This is a genomic window from Duganella radicis, assembly GCF_009720825.1.
Taxonomy (GTDB): Bacteria; Pseudomonadota; Gammaproteobacteria; order Burkholderiales; family Burkholderiaceae_D; genus Rugamonas; species Rugamonas radicis.
Map to the genome: position 1 here is coordinate 134,512 of NZ_WNKY01000010.1, position 17,331 is coordinate 151,842.

21 protein-coding genes are annotated in these 17,331 nt (G+C 63.2%); 13 read left to right on the plus strand and 8 right to left on the minus strand.

Features of this window, described 5'->3' with window-relative positions; translation table 11 throughout:
* The first annotated feature begins 1 nt into the window (after position 1).
* Complete coding sequence (gene proC / locus GM676_RS12000) at positions 2–826, plus strand: pyrroline-5-carboxylate reductase (protein ID WP_155463799.1); 825 nt, start codon at positions 2–4, stop codon at positions 824–826.
* Here proC and GM676_RS12005 read toward each other — a convergent pair whose 3' ends face one another.
* The 6 genes from GM676_RS12005 to GM676_RS12030 all read right to left on the minus strand — a co-directional run bounded on the left by GM676_RS12005 (position 827) and on the right by GM676_RS12030 (position 6,096).
* A complete protein-coding gene (locus GM676_RS12005) occupies positions 827–1,966 on the minus strand; it encodes an SO2930 family diheme c-type cytochrome (RefSeq protein ID WP_155463800.1) in 1,140 nt (379 codons plus the stop codon).
* Complete coding sequence (locus GM676_RS12010) at positions 1,963–3,225, minus strand: parallel beta-helix domain-containing protein (protein ID WP_155463801.1); 1,263 nt, start codon at positions 3,223–3,225, stop codon at positions 1,963–1,965. Before GM676_RS12010 ends, GM676_RS12005 begins: the two co-directional genes overlap by 4 nt.
* 68 nt (positions 3,226–3,293) lie before the next feature.
* Positions 3,294–3,788 (minus strand): hypothetical protein, encoded by a 495-nt coding sequence (locus GM676_RS12015; RefSeq protein ID WP_155463802.1) that lies wholly within the window; start codon positions 3,786–3,788, stop codon positions 3,294–3,296.
* 50 nt (positions 3,789–3,838) lie between these two features.
* Positions 3,839–4,177: an ElaB/YgaM/YqjD family protein gene (locus GM676_RS12020; RefSeq protein WP_155463803.1), complete on the minus strand. Its 339-nt coding sequence runs from the start codon at positions 4,175–4,177 to the stop codon at positions 3,839–3,841.
* A 73-nt stretch (positions 4,178–4,250) separates the two neighbouring features.
* Positions 4,251–5,105, minus strand: coding sequence for a 4-hydroxybenzoate octaprenyltransferase (ubiA, locus tag GM676_RS12025; protein ID WP_155463804.1), 855 nt, complete (start codon positions 5,103–5,105; stop codon positions 4,251–4,253).
* Between the two features lie 55 nt (positions 5,106–5,160).
* Positions 5,161–6,096: a hydrogen peroxide-inducible genes activator gene (locus GM676_RS12030; RefSeq protein WP_155463805.1), complete on the minus strand. Its 936-nt coding sequence runs from the start codon at positions 6,094–6,096 to the stop codon at positions 5,161–5,163.
* A 109-nt stretch (positions 6,097–6,205) separates the two neighbouring features.
* Between GM676_RS12030 and GM676_RS12035 the strand changes: the two genes are divergently transcribed.
* From GM676_RS12035 to GM676_RS12055, 5 genes are all read left to right on the plus strand, one after another.
* A complete protein-coding gene (locus GM676_RS12035) occupies positions 6,206–7,387 on the plus strand; it encodes a PilT/PilU family type 4a pilus ATPase (RefSeq protein ID WP_155463806.1) in 1,182 nt (393 codons plus the stop codon).
* 2 nt (positions 7,388–7,389) lie between these two features.
* On the plus strand, positions 7,390–7,869 hold the full coding sequence (gene rfaE2 / locus GM676_RS12040; protein ID WP_155463807.1) for a D-glycero-beta-D-manno-heptose 1-phosphate adenylyltransferase: 480 nt from the start codon (positions 7,390–7,392) through the stop codon (positions 7,867–7,869).
* The gene (locus GM676_RS12045) at positions 7,866–8,153 is read left to right on the plus strand and encodes a hypothetical protein (protein WP_155463808.1); all 288 of its coding nucleotides are present in this window, start codon (positions 7,866–7,868) and stop codon (positions 8,151–8,153) included. The genes rfaE2 and GM676_RS12045 overlap by 4 nt, the downstream gene beginning before the upstream one ends.
* Before the next feature lie 72 nt (positions 8,154–8,225).
* A complete protein-coding gene (locus GM676_RS12050) occupies positions 8,226–8,963 on the plus strand; it encodes an AraC family transcriptional regulator (protein WP_155463809.1) in 738 nt (245 codons plus the stop codon).
* A 58-nt stretch (positions 8,964–9,021) separates the two neighbouring features.
* Positions 9,022–9,981, plus strand: coding sequence for a DMT family transporter (locus GM676_RS12055; protein WP_155463810.1), 960 nt, complete (start codon positions 9,022–9,024; stop codon positions 9,979–9,981).
* Here the strand turns inward: GM676_RS12055 and trmL are convergent.
* Both trmL and GM676_RS12065 read right to left on the minus strand, forming a co-directional pair.
* The gene (trmL, locus tag GM676_RS12060) at positions 9,963–10,433 is read right to left on the minus strand and encodes a tRNA (uridine(34)/cytosine(34)/5-carboxymethylaminomethyluridine(34)-2'-O)-methyltransferase TrmL (RefSeq protein WP_155463811.1); all 471 of its coding nucleotides are present in this window, start codon (positions 10,431–10,433) and stop codon (positions 9,963–9,965) included. The genes GM676_RS12055 and trmL overlap by 19 nt on opposite strands.
* 16 nt (positions 10,434–10,449) lie before the next feature.
* A complete protein-coding gene (locus GM676_RS12065) occupies positions 10,450–11,376 on the minus strand; it encodes a ComFC family protein (RefSeq protein ID WP_229262647.1) in 927 nt (308 codons plus the stop codon).
* Positions 11,377–11,472: 96 nt separating this feature from the next.
* Here GM676_RS12065 and GM676_RS12070 point away from each other — a divergent pair, with 96 nt between their 5' ends.
* From GM676_RS12070 to GM676_RS12095, 7 genes are all read left to right on the plus strand, one after another.
* The gene (locus GM676_RS12070) at positions 11,473–12,396 is read left to right on the plus strand and encodes a methyltransferase domain-containing protein (protein ID WP_155463812.1); all 924 of its coding nucleotides are present in this window, start codon (positions 11,473–11,475) and stop codon (positions 12,394–12,396) included.
* A gap of 343 nt (positions 12,397–12,739) precedes the next feature.
* Positions 12,740–13,963, plus strand: a complete 1,224-nt coding sequence (gene coxB / locus GM676_RS12075; RefSeq protein ID WP_155463813.1) for a cytochrome c oxidase subunit II — start codon at positions 12,740–12,742, stop codon at positions 13,961–13,963.
* Positions 13,964–13,979: 16 nt separating this feature from the next.
* Positions 13,980–15,569: a cytochrome c oxidase subunit I gene (gene ctaD / locus GM676_RS12080; protein WP_155463814.1), complete on the plus strand. Its 1,590-nt coding sequence runs from the start codon at positions 13,980–13,982 to the stop codon at positions 15,567–15,569.
* Positions 15,570–15,571: 2 nt separating this feature from the next.
* Positions 15,572–15,679, plus strand: coding sequence for a cytochrome oxidase small assembly protein (locus tag GM676_RS31815; protein ID WP_211923214.1), 108 nt, complete (start codon positions 15,572–15,574; stop codon positions 15,677–15,679).
* Position 15,680: 1 nt separating this feature from the next.
* A complete protein-coding gene (locus GM676_RS12085; protein WP_155463815.1) occupies positions 15,681–16,217 on the plus strand; it encodes a cytochrome c oxidase assembly protein in 537 nt (178 codons plus the stop codon).
* 1 nt (position 16,218) lies between these two features.
* Positions 16,219–16,413, plus strand: coding sequence for a DUF2970 domain-containing protein (locus GM676_RS12090; RefSeq protein ID WP_155463816.1), 195 nt, complete (start codon positions 16,219–16,221; stop codon positions 16,411–16,413).
* Between the two features lie 21 nt (positions 16,414–16,434).
* Positions 16,435–17,304, plus strand: a complete 870-nt coding sequence (locus GM676_RS12095; RefSeq protein WP_155463817.1) for a cytochrome c oxidase subunit 3 — start codon at positions 16,435–16,437, stop codon at positions 17,302–17,304.
* The last annotated feature ends 27 nt before the right edge of the window (positions 17,305–17,331 follow it).

The window sequence follows — 17,331 nt, forward strand, 5'->3', positions numbered from 1 at the left end:
CATGAAAATTGCATTTATCGGCGGCGGCAATATGGCCGCCGCCTTGATCGCGGGACTGGCGGATAAGTTGACGGCTGGCGCCAACATCCACGTGGTCGATCCCAACGTGGACGCGCTGGCGCGCCTGCGCCTGCAGTACGGCGTGGCCACCGCGCCGGCGGCCGACGCGGCCGTGTCGGCCGCCGATGTGATCGTGCTGGCGGTGAAGCCGCAAAGCATGCGCGAAGTGACGGCGCAGCTGCTGCCGCTGATCGATCAGCGCAAGCAGCCGCTGGTGATTTCGATCGCCGCCGGCATCCGCAGCGCCGATCTGTCGCGCTGGCTGGGCGGCTATGGCGCCATCGTGCGCTGCATGCCGAACACGCCGGCGCTGATCGGCAAAGGCATCACCGGCATGGCGGCCACCGCGGGCGTCAGCGCGGCGCAGGTCAAGGCGGCGGACGATATCCTGCGCGCCGTCGGTCCGACCGTGTGGCTGGACGATGAATCGAAAATTGACGCGGTGACGGCGGTATCCGGCAGCGGCCCGGCCTATGTGTTTTACTTCATCGAAGCGATGCAGCAGGCGGCAGAAGAAATGGGCCTGACGGCCGAGCAAGGCAAGCAGCTGGCGCTGGCGACCATGGCCGGCGCGACGCAGCTGGCCGAGCAGTCGAACGAGGCTGTGCCGGTGCTGCGCGAGCGCGTCACCTCGAAAGGCGGCACCACCTACGCCGCGCTGACCAGCATGGAAAACAGCGGCGTCAAGGCTGCCATCATCACCGCCATGAAGGCGGCCGCCGCGCGCGGCAAGGCGCTCGGCGACGAGCTCGGCGCCGCAAGCTAGCTAGGTCTTGCTGTCGCAGCCTTGTTTCATGGCTGCGATCCATGCGCGGATCAGGGCCACGCCTTCCTGGTGGACGGAGTTGCGCCCCAGTTCCGGCATCATCACGCCCGGCTCGGCGGAATTCAGGCGGTACAGCATGATGGAGTCGTCCGGCAGGCCGGGAGCGATGTCGTGGCTGCGGCCGCCCGTTCCGGCGCCGGCCGCGACCGGCGGCTTGCACAGGCCCAGATGCAGGTCGGCCGGCGCGCCCATTTGCAGGTGCAGCGCGGTGGTGTTGGCCGCGCCCTTGTCGTTGTGGCAGTGGGCGCAGTTGATGTCGAGGTAGGCACGGGCGCGCGCGTCGATGCTTTGCGTGTTGTCGCGCCAGTTGGCGTTGTGCGGCGCGGTTGTCGCGGCGCTGGCCGGCAGGCCGCTCAGGTAGCCCACTTTCGCCAGGTATTCCAGCTGGTTGGTGCTGACGCCTTCATACGTGTAATTGCGGTTCAGATGGCGCGCTTTCGGGCCGATGGGCTGGAACTGGCGCGACTTCACATCGGCCACGTGGCAGGAGGCGCACTGGTTCACGTTCGGCACCACGTAGGTCAGCTTGTTGCCGCTGTTGTCTTGGTGGACCACGTCCAGTGCGATCTGGTCGCCGGTGCGTGACAGCACGGCGTCGGTCTGCCCGGCATTCCACACGTAGGGCAGGGCGATCCAGCCGCCGGCGCGCCTGACCAGCAGGCGCGTTTCGATCAGGCGCACTTTGCTGGTGTCGAGTTGGTCGCCGTCACCATCGTAGTTGGCCAGCACGGTTTTGCCGTCCGCGCCCTTGGGATAGTAGAAGGTCTTGCTGATGATGGTGCCGACCGGGAAATCAAACGTGGTGTCGGCGTTGTAAGCGGCGCTGCTGCCCTTCGGCATCCACACCGTGCGCAGCTTGTGCGCGTAATCCGTGAACAGCGGCGTGTTCAGGTCGTACGGCACCACATCCTTGTTCAGATTGAGCTTGCCGCTGGCGACCGCCATCAAGTGCCAGTCGCTGAGTTTTTCCGGATTGCCTTCGGCGATGAAGCTGACCGGCGCCTGGCTTTGCGTGCACGCCGCGAGGACGAACGCGCACGCCGCCGCCAGCAGCGGACGGGTGACAAATGTAGGCGTCATGACTGGGCGGCGAGTTGGGCGATGGTGACAGGCGGCAGCTTGGCCAGTTCGCAGCGGAATGGCGCGGCGTCCTTGCTCGGGTTCTTGTATTTGTTCGGGCCGTCGGCGTTGAGCACGTCGGCGTCTTTTTGCACGCAGATGCGCTGGTCGGCCGGCAGCACGCCTTTCACCATCAGCCTGGTGTCGACATAGCCATCCCACAGCACGTCCGGCAGGTGGCCGCTCAGGCCGTACATGGCGATCTTCAACGCTTTCAGATCCAGCCCGTCAGGCGAATCGCCGCCGCCCTTGAAGCGGTTGTCGTAGACGTAGATCGCCTTGGGATACGGATCGTAGCCGGCCGCCACGCCTTTTTCGGTGTAGTAGCCGGTGGAGTGGTAGCTGGAGATGATGACGTTGGCGGTCTGGTTCTCGATCACGTCGTTATCGAAGATCTCCACCTTGGAATTGGAGTTGATGACGATGCCGGAGCCCGCCGGCACGCTGGCCACCGCCGTGCCCTTGGCGGCGAAGTTGCCGAGATTGTTTTTCTCGACCTTGTTCTTGTACACGCGGGTGCTGTGCCCGGCTTGCGACAGGTTGGGCATGTTGAACACCAAAATACCGCCGGTGTTGTTGGTGGCGACGTTCTCGTAGACGTCGGCGTTGACGGTGTTCTCGATCTCGATGCCGGCCACGTTGCCCTCGGCGCGCGAGCGGCGCACGATCACGCCGTTGGACTGGCCGACGTAGATGCCGGCGTCGGAAGCGCCGATGGCCACGCTGTCCTCGATCAGCACGTTTTTGGTTTTGACCGGGTAGATGCCGTAGGCGCCGTTGGTCACTTTCGGCCCGCCGGTCCATTGCACCTTGACCTTGCGCACGGTGATGGTGTCGCCGTCGTTGATCTTCAGGCCATCGCCCTTGGAGTCCTCGATGGTGAGGTTTTCGATGGTGAAGCCGTTGCCGTAGACCAGCAAGCCCTCGGGTCCGGTGACTTGTCCCTTGAAGGAAAGGATGGTTTTGTCCATGCCGGCGCCGCGGATGGTAACGCCGTCGCCGCGCAGAGTGAGGCCGGAGCTGAGGTGATACGTGCCGGCCGGGATCTCGATCACGCTGCCGGGTTTGGCGTCCAGCAATTGCTCTTGCAGCTTCTTCTGGAAGGCCGCGTCGGCGCTGGCTTTCTCCGCCGATGGCGCCGGCCCGTCGGTCTTGGTGCAAGCGCTTAACAGCACGCCGATGGAACCACATAGTGCGACTACGCGTAACGCCTTGTTCATCTGCTGTCTCCCGATTGTCGGTTTTTATGAAACGAGTATAGCAGTATGTTTTGCGCGGATTACTTCAACTAGATGCTTTTGCTGCGCTTGAGGTCGAGGGCGAGGGCAGCTTCGCGCAGGCGGCCGTGGCGGCGCAGATAGGCGAAGGCGGCGCGGGTGTCGTACATCAGCTGGTAGTGATAGTAGTTGATTTGTTCCGCCACCACGAGCGTTAGCACGCAGCCAGCCCACCACAGGTCTTCGTTGGTGACGGCGGCGCTACGGCTGCCGATCAAGGCCAGCACGGCGCCGATGCCAATGACGTTGGAATACTGGAAGGCTTTATATAGCCCCGGGAACCAGGCTGGCATGGACCGGTGCCGCGTGAAGGTTTGCAGCTTCAAATGCCAGTACAGCGCGCCTTGCAGCAGGATGTAGCTCATCAGCGCGGTGGCGGCGATGCGCAATTCCCAGGCGACAACCTCTGATTTGCGCCAGTCGTTCCAGAACAGCAGCGGCAAAAACACGGCGCAAAACGTTTCCGCATTGCGCAGGTATTTCATCCGGGACTGTATCGCTTGCATGCAGCCATTCTCGCTGTGGTGATTTCAGCGAGCATAGCATGCTGGCGCTGCTATTTGCGCGACAGCAGCATGCCGAGCACCACGCCAACGGCGGCGCCGATGCCGACCGCTTGCCACGGGTTGTCGCGCACGAAGACGTCGACCGTCTCGGCGGCGTCGCGGCTGTGGGCCAGGAAGCTGTCTTCCAGTTTGCGCAGGTCGCTCCTGGCGGTGCGCAGGGTGTCGTCGAAGCGGGCGCGGGTTTCGCTGCTGACGCCGGCGTGTTCGCTGGCGCTGTCTTCCAGCCACTTTTCCGCTTCGTCGATGGTGTGCTGCAAATCGTCCATCAGGCGGTCGCGCACGGTGGCGCTGGCGGCTTGGGCTTCCGCGATGGTGTTGTTGGTGTCCATGGTGGTGACCTCGTTAGAAATTAGCCAGTGTAAGTATCGGCGATGTCGCCACTTTGTGCTGGCTCAATTGTGCTTAGCGCAGCGCGTAGTCGAGCGCCACGCCGAGGAAGATCACGCCGCCCAGCCAGTTGTTGTGATTGAAGGCGCGGAAGCAGGCGTCACGCTCGCGGTGGCGGATCAGGGTGTAGTGGTAGCAGGCGATGCCGGCCGCCGCCGCCAGTCCGGCCACGAACCAGAAGCGCAGGCCTTGCTGCCATCCGCACACCAGCAGGATCGCCAGGTGCAGCGCGTAGCACAGCATGATGATGGCGACGTCGTAGCGGCCGAAGGTGATGGCCGAGGTCTTGATGCCGATCTTCAGATCGTCGTCGCGGTCGACCATGGCGTACTCGGTGTCGTAGGCCAGAGTCCAGAAGATATTCCCGATCAACAGCAGCCACGCCAGCGGCGGCACCTGGTTCTGGATGGCGGCAAACGCCATCGGGATGCCGAAGCCGAAGGCGATCCCCAGGTAGGCCTGCGGGATGGCGAAGAAGCGCTTGAAGTAGGGGTAAGTGCCGGCGATGATCAGGGCCGCCACCGACATCTGCCTGGTCAACGCATTCAGCGGCAGGATCAGGCAGAAGGCGACGATGGACAGGATGGCCGCGATCGCCACCGCTTCCTTGCCGCTGATGCGGCCGCTGGTGATCGGCCGCTGCGCGGTGCGCTTGACGTGCTTGTCGAAATCCCGGTCGGCGTAATCGTTGATGGCGCAGCCGGCCGAGCGCATCAGGAAGGTGCCGAGCGTGAAGATCACCAGCAGACGCCAGTCCGGCACACCGCCGGCCGCCAGCCACATGGCGTACAGCGTGGGCCACAGCAGCAGCACCGTGCCGATGGGTTTGTTCAGCCGGATCAGGCGGAAGTAGAGCTGCAACTTGTTCATGGGCGATTTCGGATGACAGGAAAGCGATGATTATCGCAAATCCTGCACCAGCGCGTCACTGATGGTCGCAGAGCGTGGTGATGCCGGGCAGGTTGCACGACGCCACCACCTCGCACACGGCGTCGATGGCGGCCTTGCGGGTGAAGCTTTTACGCCACACGATGACCACGCGGCGCGATGGCGACGGTTGGTCGAAGGGGCGGAATTGCAGCATGCCGTCCTTGGCGTCCATGTCCGGGACAGAAGCGCGCGGCAGCACGGTCAGGCCGATGCCGCTCGCCACCATGTGGCGGATGGTTTCCAGCGACGAGCCTTCAAAGGTGCGCTGCATGCCGTTGCCGGGCGCCGAGAAGCGCGCCATTTCGGGACAGACTTCCAGCACCTGGTCGCGGAAGCAGTGGCCGTTGCCGAGCAGGAGCATGTTCTCGGTCTTGAGATCGTCGGCCGGGATGGTCTTGCGCTTGGTCCACGGGTGCGCCGTCGGCATGGCGACCACGAACGGTTCGTCATACAACACTTGCATGGCCATACCGTGCTCCGGCAGCGGCAGCGCCATGATGGCGGCGTCCAGCTCGCCCTGACGCAGCATCTCCAGCAGCTTGACGGTGAAGTTCTCTTGCAGGATCAAGGGCATCTGCGGCACTTTGGCTATCATGCCCTTGACCAGCGGCGGCAGCAGGTAAGGGCCGATGGTGTAGATCACGCCGAGGCGCAGCGGGCCGGCCAGCGGGTCCTTGTTCTGCTTGGCCAGTTCCTTGATGGCGGCGGTTTGTTCGAGCACGCGCTCGGCCTGGGCGACGATTTGCGCGCCCAGCGGCGTGACGGAGATTTCGGCGCCGCCCCGTTCAAACAGGACCACGCCCAGTTCATCTTCGAGTTTCTTGATGGCGACCGACAGCGTCGGTTGAGCGACATAGCAAGCTTCGGCGGCGTGTCCGAAGTGCTTCGCTCTTGCAACGGCGACAATGTATTTCAGTTCGGTCAGTGTCATAAATGTATTTGAACACAGGCGATGCTGGGATGCAATAATGGTACGCCAAGTTGAGCTATTGTAGCGGAATGCTGTCGATATAATGCAGCGTATTCTTGAAAGGCGATGTATGTCCTCCACATTTGGTCCGGAAGAAGCGCAGGCTTATCTGCACAAGCTGCTCAAGGTGATGCACCACACGGGCGGTTCGGATTTATTCATTTCGGCGGATTTCCCGCCCAGTATGAAGTCGCAAGGCGCGATGAAGCCGCTGAGCCAGCAGAAGCTGAGCGGCGGCGTGACGCGCGCGCTGGCGCTGTCGATCATGAACGAGAAGCAGCAGGCCGAGTTCGAGGCTGAACTGGAATGCAACTTTGCCATCTCGCTACCGGATGTGTGCCGCTTCCGCGTCAACGTCTTCGTGCAGCAGCAGAATGTGGCGATGGTGATACGCACCATCGCCTCCGAGATTCCATCGCTGGAAAAGCTGGAATTGCCGGAGGTGCTGAAAGAGATCATCATGACCAAGCGCGGCCTGGTCCTGGTGGTGGGAGGCACCGGTTCCGGCAAGTCGACCACGCTGGCGGCGATGATCGATCACCGCAACGCCAATTCGGCCGGGCACATCATCACGGTGGAAGACCCGGTCGAGTATGTGCACAAGAACAAAGGCTGCCTGATCACGCACCGCGAGGTCGGCGTGGACACGCGCTCCTGGCACAACGCCTTGAAGAACACGCTGCGCCAGGCGCCGGACGTGATCCTGATCGGCGAGATCCGCGACACCGAAACCATGGAGCACGCGATCGCCTTTGCCGAGACCGGCCACCTGTGCCTGGGCACCCTGCACGCCAACAACGCCAACCAGACCATGGACCGCATCATCAACTTCTTCCCGGAGGAGCGGCGCAACCAGCTGTTGATGGACCTCTCCTCGAACCTGCGCGCCATCGTCTCGCAGCGGCTGATACGGACCGAGGATGGCAAGGGCCGCAAGGCGGCGATTGAAATCCTGTTGAATACGCCGACCATCGCCGAGATGATCTTCAAGGGGAACTTCCAGTCGATCAAGGAAATCATGCAGAAGTCGCGCGAGCTGGGCATGTGCACCTTCGACCAGGCGCTGTACGAACTTTATAATAAGGGCTACATTGCGTACGAAGAAGCGCTGCGCAATGCCGATTCGGCGAATGGGCTGCGCTTGCAGATCAAGCTGCAAGGCGGCCGGCCCGAGCCGGGCGAGGGCGGCGGCGCGTTTGGCGCGCTGAGCATCGAACAAGACCAACCTGAAGACGAACAACCCAAGACCTGACCATGCCTCAATTTGAAGACAAGATTTGCCCCCGCGCCGAACTGGCCGCACGCGTGGCCGCATTGCCCAAGCCGGTGGTGCTGACCAACGGCGTATTCGACATCCTGCACCGCGGCCATGTGACCTACCTGGCGCAGGCGCGCGCGCTGGGCGCCTCGCTGGTGGTGGCGGCCAACACCGACGCCTCGGTCAAGCGGCTGGGCAAGGGCGACGACCGTCCGCTGAACACCTGCGGCGACCGCATGGCGGTGCTGGCGGCGCTGGAAGCGGTCAGCCTGGTGGTGGACTTCGACGAGGACACCGCGCTGGAAGTGGTGCAGGAAGCGCGTCCGGAAATCTACGCCAAGGGCGGCGACTACCAGATGGACGCCATCCCCGAAGGCAAGGCCGTGATTGCGTACGGCGGCGAAGCGGTGGCGATCGACTTCGAGCATGACCGCTCGACCACCAAACTGCTGGCCAGGGTGCGGTCGTTCAAATGAGGATCATCCTGATACTGGTGGCGGTGCTGGCGTTCCTGATTGCGCTGTGGGGGCCGCCGCTGATGGTGGCGCGCAAATACTGGCTGCGCGAGAATCCGTGGGCGTTCCGCAACCTGCGCTTCGTGCTGCCGGCGCAGCTGATCACGGCGGTGACGCTGGCGTTCGCGGCCGAATTCTCCGGCCTGCGCAACCCGGCCGCCATCATGGCCGCCACCACCATATTGACCGGCCTGCTGGGCGCCGGCCTGCTGGCGCTGCTGGCCGTCTGGTCCGCCCGCCGTTAATTTACAATTCGCAATTTAGGGTCAGCTCTGTCATTCGGACACGAGCTGGACTTTAGCGCTACACTGGCGGGCATGGCTTCCACCGAAATCGATTTGCGCAGTTATGACGTTCCGTTCTCGGACGCGCACGATTTCGCCCAGATGGTGCTGCCGCTGAGCGGCAAGTTGACGCTGGATATCGACGGCCATGGCGAGGTGCTGCATCCGCTGCGCGCCGCCTTCATCGCGCCCGGGCTGGTGCATACGCAGTTTTCGCGCGAGCCGAACGCCTCGCTCATACTGGACTTTGATCTGGCCGCCGTGCCGGCCGAGACGGTGGATTTGCTGGCGGCGCGGCCATTTGCGCCGGTGAGCGCCGCCACCGCCAAGCTGATCGACTTCATGGGCATGATGCAAGGGCAGGGCGCGGCCGGCGCCGGCGTGCTGTCGCATTGGACGCCGTTGCTGCTGGAGTCGCTGACGCGGCAGCCAGTGCGTCCGGCCTCGCGCCTGCAAGCGGCGCTGACGCAGTTTGAAGCCGCGCCCGGCCAGCCTTGGCGCACGGAGAGCATGGCCAAGGTGGCTTGCCTGAGCGTGAGCCGCCTGCATCGCGTGTTCCGCGAAGAGCTGGATACCACGCCGCTGGCCTGGCTGAACGCCATGCGTCTGCGCTTCGTATGCCGCCAGCTGGTGGAATCCTCGCTGCCGATCGCACAGTTGGCTATCTTGGCCGGATACGCCGACCAAAGCGCGCTGACCCACGCCATGCGCCGCGCCATGGACACCACGCCGTTCGCCTATCGACAGCAGAACCAAACAACAATCCGCTAGTCCTGCACAATCCTTGCCGCGCGCCTGAAGCCACACTGTCTGCCGAAAGGAGACTGACATGTGGTACGGAGTTTTATGCGGCCTGACGGCCGGCGCCTTCTGGGGCATGATTTTTGTGATGCCGCGCTGGCTGGCGGAGTTCTCGCCGGTGGAGCTGGCGCTGGGACGCTATCTGGCCTATGGGCTGATCACGCTGGTGCTGCTGTTGCCGCGTTTGCGTCCGCTGCTGCGCCGCCTCACGCGCAATGACTGCCGGGTGCTGCTGCGGCACGCGCTGGCGGGGAATATCGTCTACTACCTGCTGCTGTCGACTGGCGTGCAGCTGGCCGGCGTGGCGGCGGCTTCCTTGATTATCGGCTTGCTGCCCTTGAGCGTGACTTTGCTGGGACGACGCGATCACGGCGCCTTGCCGCTGCGTCAGCTGGCGTGGCCGCTGGCGCTGGTGGTGGCCGGCATCGCCTGCATCAACGTCGACGTGCTCACCCACGCGGTGGCGCAACAGCGGGCGTGGCCGCTGGTGGCAGGGGGCATGCTGTGCGCGTTCGGCGCGCTGCTGTGCTGGACGTGGTACGCGGTCGACAACGCGCGCTTCTTGAAGCGCAATCCGCATTTCAGCGGTGCCGAATGGTCCGGCCTGTACGGCATCAGCACCGGCTTGGTGGCGCTGTCGATGGGCGCGGTGGTGCTGGCGCTGGGCGGCGCCGGCGGCCCGGGCGAGGGCGATCTGCCGCGCAACTGGCTGCGCTTCTGGAGCATCGTCAGCATTGTCGCGCTGGGGGCGTCGGTGATCGGCAACCAGCTGTGGAATCTTGCCAGCCGGCGCGTGCCGGTCACACTGTCCGGCCAGTTGCTGCTGTTTGAAACGCTGTTCGGGCTGCTGTATGGCTTTATCTACCAGCGGCAAATGCCGCGCCCGCTGGAGCTGGCCGCGATTGTGCTGCTGATCGCCGGGGTGGCGGGCTCGGTGTGGCTGCATGCGCGTCCGCCAGCCGCGCAGCTTCAGGCGCCGCCGGCGTAGCCGTTCTGGCGCCAGGCTTCGAACACGACCACGGCGACGGTGTTGGACAGATTCATGCTGCGGTTGTCGGGGCGCATCGGCAGGCGGATGCGTTGCGCGGCGGGAAAGCTTTCGCGCAGCGCCACCGGCAGGCCGGCGGTTTCGGAGCCGAACACGAACACATCGCCCGGCTGGAAGCTGCATTGCGCGAACGGCGACGAGCCGTGCGTGGTCATGGCAAACATGCGCGCTGGGTCGGGCTGGGTTGCGGCCAGGAAGGCATCCCAGTTCTTGTGCACTTTCATGCGCGCGTATTCGTGGTAGTCGAGGCCGGCGCGCTTGAGCTTGGAGTCTTCCAGCGGAAAGCCCAGCGGTTCGATCAGGTGCAGCTGCGCGCCGGTGTTGGCGCACAGGCGGATGACGTTGCCCGTGTTCGGCGGGATTTCTGGATGGGCCAGGACGACGTGGAACATGTTCTTTTCTCTTTCTTTAATGTGGCGGCGTGCGCGCGAACACGAGGTTGCTCACGCACGCGGCGCCGTGGCGTTTCAATGTGGCCGCCAGTTCGTTCAATGTCTGGCCGCTGGTCATCACGTCGTCGACGACGCCGATGTGGCGGCCTGCCACCAAAGCGGCGTCCGGCACCACGAAGGCGCCGGCGATGTTTTGCCGGCGCTGTTCGGGCGTCACGCTGCTCTGGGCGGCGGTTTCGTTCAGGCGCATCACCAGTTGCGCGTGCAGGGCCACGCCCATGCTGCGCGCCAGTGGCCTGGCGATTTCCAGCGCCTGGTTGTAGCCGCGCTCGGCCAGCCGGCGCGGTCCCAGCGGCACCGGGCAAAGCAGGGCGGGCAGCGTGTAGTCCGGGTGGGACAGCACAGCATCGCGTAACAGCCGGGCGCACAGCGGGGCCAGCGCCAGGCGGTGGCCGAATTTTAGCTGCAATACCAGTTGGTCTACAGGTATTGCATAGTCGGCGGCGACCAGCGTGCGGTCGAAGGCCGGCGGGTCGGCCAGGCATTTGCCGCACAGCCGACGGTCGAGGCCGTGTCCGAATGACAGAGCTGACCCTGAATGACCGCCGAGGTCGTGTCCGAATGACAGAACTGACCCCGAATTGGTCGCCGCCGCGGTGGCTTGGTCGATGGCTGCGCCGGCGTCGCTCGCTGCGGCCGGCAGCGGGTTGGCGCAGCGTTGGCAGCGGGCGATGGCGGCGGCCGGGCCGAAGAATTGCGCCGCGCAGCCCGGACACAAGGCCTCGTCGCTGTCGCCGCCGCACAGGGCGCAGCTGTTCGGCAGCAGGTGGCGCAGCAGCGTGTTGCCCCAACGGCCCAATCGCGTCCGCAGCGGTGCGTCGTGCTGGCCGCGCTCCGGCGGCTCACCGGGCACCGTTGCCGGCCGCCTTATCTTGTCATTCATGCCACGCCTCCGCGCTGAAAACCGGGCCGGCGGCCGTCGCGATGGCGTGCAACCATGTACACTGCCGACATTATCGCATTACATTGACTCATCACCATGCAAGTCCCCGCTAATCCGCCCAAATTGAGCGCGCCCATCGATCTGGAGCGCGTCCGCCAGCTGTTTTCCCGCCCTGAACGCGTCGCGCCCGCCGATTTCCTGCGCCGTGAAGTATCTTCCCGCATGTTCGATCGGCTGGAATTGATTAAAATAGCGCCACAGCGCGTTTTGGATGCCGGTTGCGGCACCGGCGCCGATCTGCCGTTGTTGCAAAAGGCCTATCCCGCCGCCCAGGTCCTGGGCCTGGACGCCGCCGAAGCCATGCTGCACGCCGCCCAGGGGCCGAGCGTCAGGTCGTCCTCGCTGAATCAGCTGCTGAGCAAGCTGCTGCCGTCGAAAAGCGGCGTCGATCTGCTGTGCGGCGATTTCGCCGAGCTGCCGCTGGGACCGAACTCGCTGGATCTGGTCTGGTCCAATCTGGCCCTGCACTGGCACCCGCAGCCGGACCGCGTGTTCGCCGAATGGCGCCGCGTGCTGCGCGTGAACAGTCTGCTGATGTTTTCCTGCTTCGGCCCCGATTCGCTGCGCGAGGTGCGCGCCGCGTTCGCCGAGGCCGATCTGGCCCCGCACGCGCTGCCCTTCGTCGATATGCACGATTTCGGCGATCAGCTGGTCGAAGCCGGGTTTTCCACTCCGGTGCTGGACATGGAAACCATCACGGTCACCTACGACACGCCGCAAGCGTTGTTGTCAGATGTCCGCGCGCTGGGCGGCAATCCGCTGACGACGTTGCGCCGCAGCATGATGGGCAAGGCGGCCTGGCAGCGCATGCTCGATACGCTGGAGCGTGGTCGTCGTTCCGACGGGAAACTCGGCCTGACCTTTGAAGTTATCTACGGTCACGCCTTCCGGCCCGCCCCCAAGGTGACTTCCAAGGGCGAAGCGATTATCCGTTTCGATCCGCCGCGCAAGCCGCGCTGAGAGGGAATTGTATGTTGCCATGCGGCGTAAGGCCCATGGCAACACCATAGTTGCGAAATCGATTATTTCTTGATGCGCCTCGTTTTTGTTCTATATAATCATTCACTAATTTTGCCAGCATGTCACGTCGCCAGCTATAAACCCGCGACCCCAGGCGAAATCAGGTTACATCGAGCACGAACGAGCAGTTGAATTAAGCAGAATCGAGCGTCGGCGTTGTTCCGCGGCAGTTTGCGGAACCGGGCCGATGTCAGTTGTTTAAGGAGCGTCGCCGGTTCAGTTCACCGATCAGCCGGTAAGACGTTAAAAAAATATTTTAATTTCTTGGGCAGTTGGGGAAAACATGAAACATGCGAAGCGACTTCAAGCGTTGATGCTCGGATTGTCGATGCTGGCGGCCGGTATGCCAGCGTGGGCGGCCGAGACCGCAGCAAGCACTGGCACTTACGCCGCAGCCACCGGCGGCACTGGCGGCCCGGTCGCCAATGAATTGACACTGCAACCTCCCGCCACCCAAATCGCCACCGAAGTCTACAGCCTGCACAACTGGATGATGGGCGTCTGCCTGGTCATCTTCATCGCTGTGTTTGGCGTGATGTTCTATTCCATTTTCAAGCACCGCAAGTCGCTCGGCCACAAGCCGGCCACCTTCCACGAATCCACCGCCGTCGAGGTGGCCTGGACCATCGTGCCGTTCCTGATCGTGATCGGCATGGCCCTGCCTGCCACCCGCACGGTGGTCGGCATGAAGGACACGTCCAACGCCGACATCACCATCAAGGTCACCGGCATGCAGTGGAAGTGGGGCTACGATTACCTGAAAGGCGAGGGCGAGGGCATTTCCTTCCTGTCCAACCTGTCCACCCCGCGCTCGCAGGTGGGCGCGCCGGGCTTCGAGCCGACCGAGAAGCGCGGCGACAACTACCTGATGGAAGTCGACAATGAGGTGGTGGTGCCGGTCCATCGCAAGATCCGCCTGATCACCACCGCCAACGATGTGATTCACTCGTGGTCGATCCCGGCCTTCGCCGTCAAGCAGGATGCGATTCCGGGCTTCGTGCGCGACACCTGGTTCAAGGCCGAGCACACCGGCACCTTCCGCGGCTACTGCTCGGAACTGTGCGGCAAGGAGCACGCCTTCATGCCGATCGTGGTGCGCGTGGTGACCGATGCCGAGTACAAGACCTGGGTCGACGGCAAGAAGAAGGAAATGGCCGCGCTGGCCGATGATCCGAACAAGACCTGGACCATCGATGAGCTGAAAACCAAGGGCGAAAAAGTCTACAACACCAACTGCGTGGTCTGCCACCAGGCCAACGGCAAGGGTGTGCCGGCCGCCTTCGCGCCGCTGGACGGTTCGGAAGTGGTCAACGGTCCGAAGGCGGAGCAGATCAACGTTCTGCTGCACGGTAAGAAGAGCGGGAAATATCCCGCCGAAATGCCAGCTTGGAAGCAACTGTCGGATACGGATATCGCGGCTGTGATTACTTACACCCGCAATAGCTGGTCGAACAAGGCCGCCGAGAACATCGTTCAACCAGCCGAAGTCGTGGCTGCACGTAAGTAATCAGGAGCGTTACAACATGAGCACGAGCACTTTGGATCACGCACACGACCACGATCACGCACACGACCATCCGCATGGCCTGTCGCGCTGGCTGTTCGCTACCAACCACAAGGATATCGGCACGCTGTACCTGTGGTTCTCCTTCGTCATGCTGCTGTCGGGCGGCGTGCTGGCGCTGGGCATCCGCACCGAGCTGTTCAAGCCGGGCCTGCAATTCTTCCAGCCGGAGTTCTTCAACCAGCTGACCACCATGCACGGCCTGGTGATGGTGTTCGGCGCCATCATGCCGGCCTTCGTCGGCTTCGCCAACTGGATGATCCCGCTGCAGATCGGCGCTTCGGACATGGCGTTCGCCCGCATGAACAACTTCTCGTTCTGGCTGCTGCCGCCGGCGGCGCTGCTGCTGGCCACCTCCTTCCTGGTGCCGGGCGGCGCCACCGCGGCCGGCTGGACGCTGTACGCGCCGCTGTCGACCCAGATGGGCGCCGGCATGGACATGGGTATCTTCGCCATGCACCTGATGGGAGCGTCGTCGATCATGGGCTCGATTAACATCATCGTCACCATCCTCAACATGCGCGCCCCCGGCATGACCCTGATGAAGATGCCGATGTTCTGCTGGACCTGGCTGATCACCGCCTACCTGCTGATCGCCGTGATGCCGGTGCTGGCAGGCGCCATCACCATGACGCTGACCGACCGCCACTTCGGCACCACCTTCTTCAACGCGGCCGCCGGCGGCGACCCGGTCATGTACCAGCACATCTTCTGGTTCTTCGGCCACCCGGAGGTGTACATCATGATTCTGCCGGCGTTCGGCATCGTGTCGCAGATCCTGCCGGCCTTCGCCCGCAAGCAGCTGTTCGGCTACGCCTCGATGGTGTACGCGACCGCCTCGATCGCGATCCTGTCGTTCATCGTCTGGGCCCACCACATGTTCACCACCGGCATGCCGGTGACCTCGCAGCTGTTCTTCATGTACGCCACCATGCTGATCGCGGTGCCGACCGGCGTGAAGGTGTTCAACTGGATCGCCACCATGTGGCGCGGTTCGATGACCTTTGAAACCCCGATGCTGTTCGCGGTCGGCTTCATCTTCGTGTTCACCATCGGCGGCTTCACCGGCCTGATCCTGGCCGTGACCCCGATCGACATCCAGCTGCAGGACACCTACTACGTGGTGGCCCACTTCCACTACGTGCTGGTGGCCGGCTCGCTGTTCGCACTGTTTGCCGGTTTCTACTACTGGTCGCCGAAATGGACCGGCCACATGTACAACGAAACCATGGGCAAGGCGCACTTCTGGCTGTCGCTGATCACCTTCAACGTCACCTTCTTCCCGATGCACTTCCTGGGGCTGGCCGGCATGCCGCGCCGCTACGCCGACTACTCGGCGCAGTTCACCGACTTCAACATGATTGCCACCATCGGCGCCTTCGGTTTCGGCCTGTCGCAGGTGTTCTTCCTGTTCGGCGTGATCATCCCGACCATCCGCGGCGGCAAGAAAGCCGAAGCCAAGCCATGGGATGGCGCGGAAGGCCTGGAGTGGACCGTGCCGTCGCCGGCGCCGTTCCACACCTTTGAAACCCCGCCACAGTTCAAATAATCATGACCAGCCAGAAAAAGCCGAACAATCTGCGCACCGCCCTGATCCTGGGCGGGCTGGCCTTGTTCTTCTTTGTATCGGTGTTTGTCAAACGGATCTGGTTGAGCTGAGATGGATAACCGCATTCTGTTGCGCAAGTTGCTCGTCATCGCTGTCGTGATGTTCGGCTTTGCGTATGCGCTCAACCCGTTCTACCGCCAGATCTGCGAAGCGCTGGGGCTGAACGTGTTGACGCAGAAGGATGGCACGGTCGAGCGCCCGGCCAACACGCAGGTGGATTTGAACCGCAGCGTGACGATCGAGTTCGACGGCAATGCCCAGGGACCGTGGCGCTTCCGCCCCACGGTCAACAGCATGAGTGTGCATCCGGGCGAGCTGACCACGGTGATGTATGAAGTGGTCAACACGCAAAAGCGCGAGATGAATGCGCAGGCGATACCGAGCTACGCGCCGCAAAGCGCCACGCCGTATTTCCTGAAAGTGGAGTGTTTCTGCTTCAAGCAGCAGACCTTGAAAGCGAATGAAGCGCGGCAGATGCCGGTGGTGTTTTACATCGACCCGAAGCTGCCGAAGGACGTCAAGACGATCACGCTGTCGTACACCTTCTTCGAGGTGGGCGGCGGCCTGGTCAAGACGGCGGCCAACTGAGATGAGCAAAAAGCCCGGCTTCCTGTATTCGGTCAAAGCCGTGCTGTGGTCGTTTGTCGGCCTGCGCCGCAAGCGCGATTTTGATGAGGACCAGCAGGGCTTGAACCCGCTCCACATCATCGTCGCGGCCTTGCTGGCGGTGGCTGTGTTCATAGGTTTACTGATAACTATCGTCAAACTCGTAGTAGCTAAATAAAAGTTGATTAGGGAGATGAAGATGAGTTCCACACATACGCACGGCGGCACCGCACCGTACTACTTCGTGCCCGGCCCATCGCGCTGGCCGCTGCTGGCGGGCATATCCCTGCTGGTGACCATGGCCGGCGCGTCCGGCTGGGTCAACGACGCATCGTGGGGACCGGTGGCCAACCTGCTTGGCATCGTGGCCACGCTGATTGTGCTGTATTTCTGGTTTGGCGACGCCATCAAGGAATCCGAAGGCGGCTTGTACAGCCAGCGCATCGACCATTCGTATCGCTGGTCGATGAGCTGGTTCATCTTCTCGGAGGTGATGTTCTTCGGCGCCTTCTTCGGCGCGCTGTTCTATGCGCGCACCATCTCCATGCCTTGGCTGGCCGATCTGGACCACAAGTTCATCTGGCCGGACTTTGCCGCGCACTGGGGCGGTGTCGGCCCGGCGGGCACGGTGGAAGAGTTCAAGACCATGGGGCCGTTCCCTATCCCGACCATCAACACCGCGCTGCTGCTGACCTCGGGCGTGACCCTGACCATCGCCCACCACGCGCTGCGTGCCGGCCACCGCGCGCAAACCGCGATCTGGCTGTTCGCCACCATTCTGCTGGGCGCGGTCTTCATGGGCTTCCAGGCGTATGAATACCACCACGCTTACACCGAACTGAACCTGAAGCTGACCTCGGGCATCTATGGCTCCACCTTCTTCATGCTGACCGGCTTCCACGGCTTCCACGTGACCATGGGCGCGATCATGCTGTCGGTGGTGTTGTACCGCGTGCTGCGCGGCCACTTTACGCCAGACAACCACTTCGCGTTCGAAGGCGCGGCCTGGTACTGGCACTTTGTGGACGTGGTCTGGCTGGGCTTGTACGTCGTGGTCTACTGGTTGTAAACTCCAGCGTCATAAAAGCCGCACTCC

Coding starts and splice junctions, on each gene's coding strand:
- proC (WP_155463799.1), top strand. CDS start 2: ATGAAAATTGCATTTATCGGCGGCGGCAATATGGCCGCCGCCTTGATC.
- GM676_RS12005 (WP_155463800.1), bottom strand. CDS start 1,966: ATGACGCCTACATTTGTCACCCGTCCGCTGCTGGCGGCGGCGTGCGCG.
- GM676_RS12010 (WP_155463801.1), bottom strand. CDS start 3,225: ATGAACAAGGCGTTACGCGTAGTCGCACTATGTGGTTCCATCGGCGTG.
- GM676_RS12015 (WP_155463802.1), bottom strand. CDS start 3,788: ATGCAAGCGATACAGTCCCGGATGAAATACCTGCGCAATGCGGAAACG.
- GM676_RS12020 (WP_155463803.1), bottom strand. CDS start 4,177: ATGGACACCAACAACACCATCGCGGAAGCCCAAGCCGCCAGCGCCACC.
- ubiA (WP_155463804.1), bottom strand. CDS start 5,105: ATGAACAAGTTGCAGCTCTACTTCCGCCTGATCCGGCTGAACAAACCC.
- GM676_RS12030 (WP_155463805.1), bottom strand. CDS start 6,096: ATGACACTGACCGAACTGAAATACATTGTCGCCGTTGCAAGAGCGAAG.
- GM676_RS12035 (WP_155463806.1), top strand. CDS start 6,206: ATGTCCTCCACATTTGGTCCGGAAGAAGCGCAGGCTTATCTGCACAAG.
- rfaE2 (WP_155463807.1), top strand. CDS start 7,390: ATGCCTCAATTTGAAGACAAGATTTGCCCCCGCGCCGAACTGGCCGCA.
- GM676_RS12045 (WP_155463808.1), top strand. CDS start 7,866: ATGAGGATCATCCTGATACTGGTGGCGGTGCTGGCGTTCCTGATTGCG.
- GM676_RS12050 (WP_155463809.1), top strand. CDS start 8,226: ATGGCTTCCACCGAAATCGATTTGCGCAGTTATGACGTTCCGTTCTCG.
- GM676_RS12055 (WP_155463810.1), top strand. CDS start 9,022: ATGTGGTACGGAGTTTTATGCGGCCTGACGGCCGGCGCCTTCTGGGGC.
- trmL (WP_155463811.1), bottom strand. CDS start 10,433: ATGTTCCACGTCGTCCTGGCCCATCCAGAAATCCCGCCGAACACGGGC.
- GM676_RS12065 (WP_229262647.1), bottom strand. CDS start 11,376: ATGAATGACAAGATAAGGCGGCCGGCAACGGTGCCCGGTGAGCCGCCG.
- GM676_RS12070 (WP_155463812.1), top strand. CDS start 11,473: ATGCAAGTCCCCGCTAATCCGCCCAAATTGAGCGCGCCCATCGATCTG.
- coxB (WP_155463813.1), top strand. CDS start 12,740: ATGAAACATGCGAAGCGACTTCAAGCGTTGATGCTCGGATTGTCGATG.
- ctaD (WP_155463814.1), top strand. CDS start 13,980: ATGAGCACGAGCACTTTGGATCACGCACACGACCACGATCACGCACAC.
- GM676_RS31815 (WP_211923214.1), top strand. CDS start 15,572: ATGACCAGCCAGAAAAAGCCGAACAATCTGCGCACCGCCCTGATCCTG.
- GM676_RS12085 (WP_155463815.1), top strand. CDS start 15,681: ATGGATAACCGCATTCTGTTGCGCAAGTTGCTCGTCATCGCTGTCGTG.
- GM676_RS12090 (WP_155463816.1), top strand. CDS start 16,219: ATGAGCAAAAAGCCCGGCTTCCTGTATTCGGTCAAAGCCGTGCTGTGG.
- GM676_RS12095 (WP_155463817.1), top strand. CDS start 16,435: ATGAGTTCCACACATACGCACGGCGGCACCGCACCGTACTACTTCGTG.